The organism is Cellvibrio sp. UBA7671, assembly GCA_002483145.1.
GTDB classification, from domain to species: domain Bacteria; phylum Pseudomonadota; class Gammaproteobacteria; order Pseudomonadales; family Cellvibrionaceae; genus Cellvibrio; species Cellvibrio fibrivorans.
Genome location: DLHJ01000007.1, coordinates 3,361 through 3,894, shown reverse-complemented (window position 1 = coordinate 3,894; position 534 = coordinate 3,361). Strand labels below are relative to the sequence as shown.

General features: G+C 50.4%; 1 pseudogene. It reads right to left on the bottom strand.

From position 1 onward, the window contains the following. Positions 1 to 459, bottom strand: a pseudogene (locus B4E62_RS07845) (hypothetical protein); the annotation flags it as partial. Between the last annotated feature and the right edge of the window lie 75 nt (positions 460 to 534).

Sequence of the window (534 nt, the reverse complement as noted above, 5' to 3'; positions counted from 1 at the left end):
ACTGAGCCAGCTGGCGGGTGATGAATCCTCACGGTGTAACACACTTAAACGGTCTTGTCGGCGTTCGCCGCTTAATCCTTCCAATTGCAGTACGGGTAAATCCATTGAGCGGGTAGGGCTGAAGCGACGCCAGGTCAGACTGGAAAATAGTTGTTTCACTGCAAGCGTGGGAAATAATTTTAACGTGCTGCGTGTATTGGGCAGATCATTAAAAACTCCATGGCTGATAAGGTGCAGCAGCGGACGCTCGTAAATGGGTTTGAACCACCATAAAAATAATCCGCCCCACAACCAGTTTTCAGCGGGAATTAACAGCGCAATAATAAAAAAAGGAAAGCTCACCAGCAGCCAGACTTTCATCATGGCCCACCACCAATGACGGGTCATGAGAATTCCCAGATCGACTGCCTCCCATGCACTGCGCGGGCGAATCTCGATAGTGACCTGATCCAGATTCATTGCGCGCCTCCTGCATCGCGGGAAGAATTAGCTTCTGCGCGCGGTGCAAAATTGCGCCCGCTAAAAACGAAATAG